This is a genomic window from Burkholderia sp. SIMBA_062, from assembly GCF_046534765.1.
Lineage (GTDB): Bacteria > Pseudomonadota > Gammaproteobacteria > Burkholderiales > Burkholderiaceae > Burkholderia > Burkholderia ambifaria.
This window is the reverse complement of the sequence record NZ_JAWRYD010000321.1, coordinates 1-266: the sequence shown is the minus strand read 5'-3', so window position 1 is coordinate 266 and position 266 is coordinate 1. Positions and strand designations below refer to the sequence as shown.

Genomic DNA, 266 nt, shown 5'->3' with positions numbered 1-266 from the left:
GGCAGTGGTGGCGTCAGGCGATCCTGCCGGGCATTTTTCCCTACTACATCACGGGCGCGATCACGGCCTCGGGCGGCGCGTGGAACGCGAGCATCGTCGCCGAATACGTGCAGTGGGGCGATACGAAGCTCGAGGCGCACGGCCTTGGCGCGTACATCGCGCAAACGACTGCCGCCGGTGATTTCCCGAAGATCATTCTGGGCATCGCGATGATGTCCCTGTTCGTGACGCTGTTCAACCGCGTGCTCTGGCGTCCGCTGTACACC

The 266-nt window shown here is 63.9% G+C and carries 1 protein-coding gene; it reads left to right on the top strand.

Annotated features, from left to right (window positions below):
- Positions 1-266 (top strand): ABC transporter permease subunit (locus tag SB786_RS36535; protein ID WP_410731623.1); only part of this gene is annotated, 266 nt, incomplete at both ends.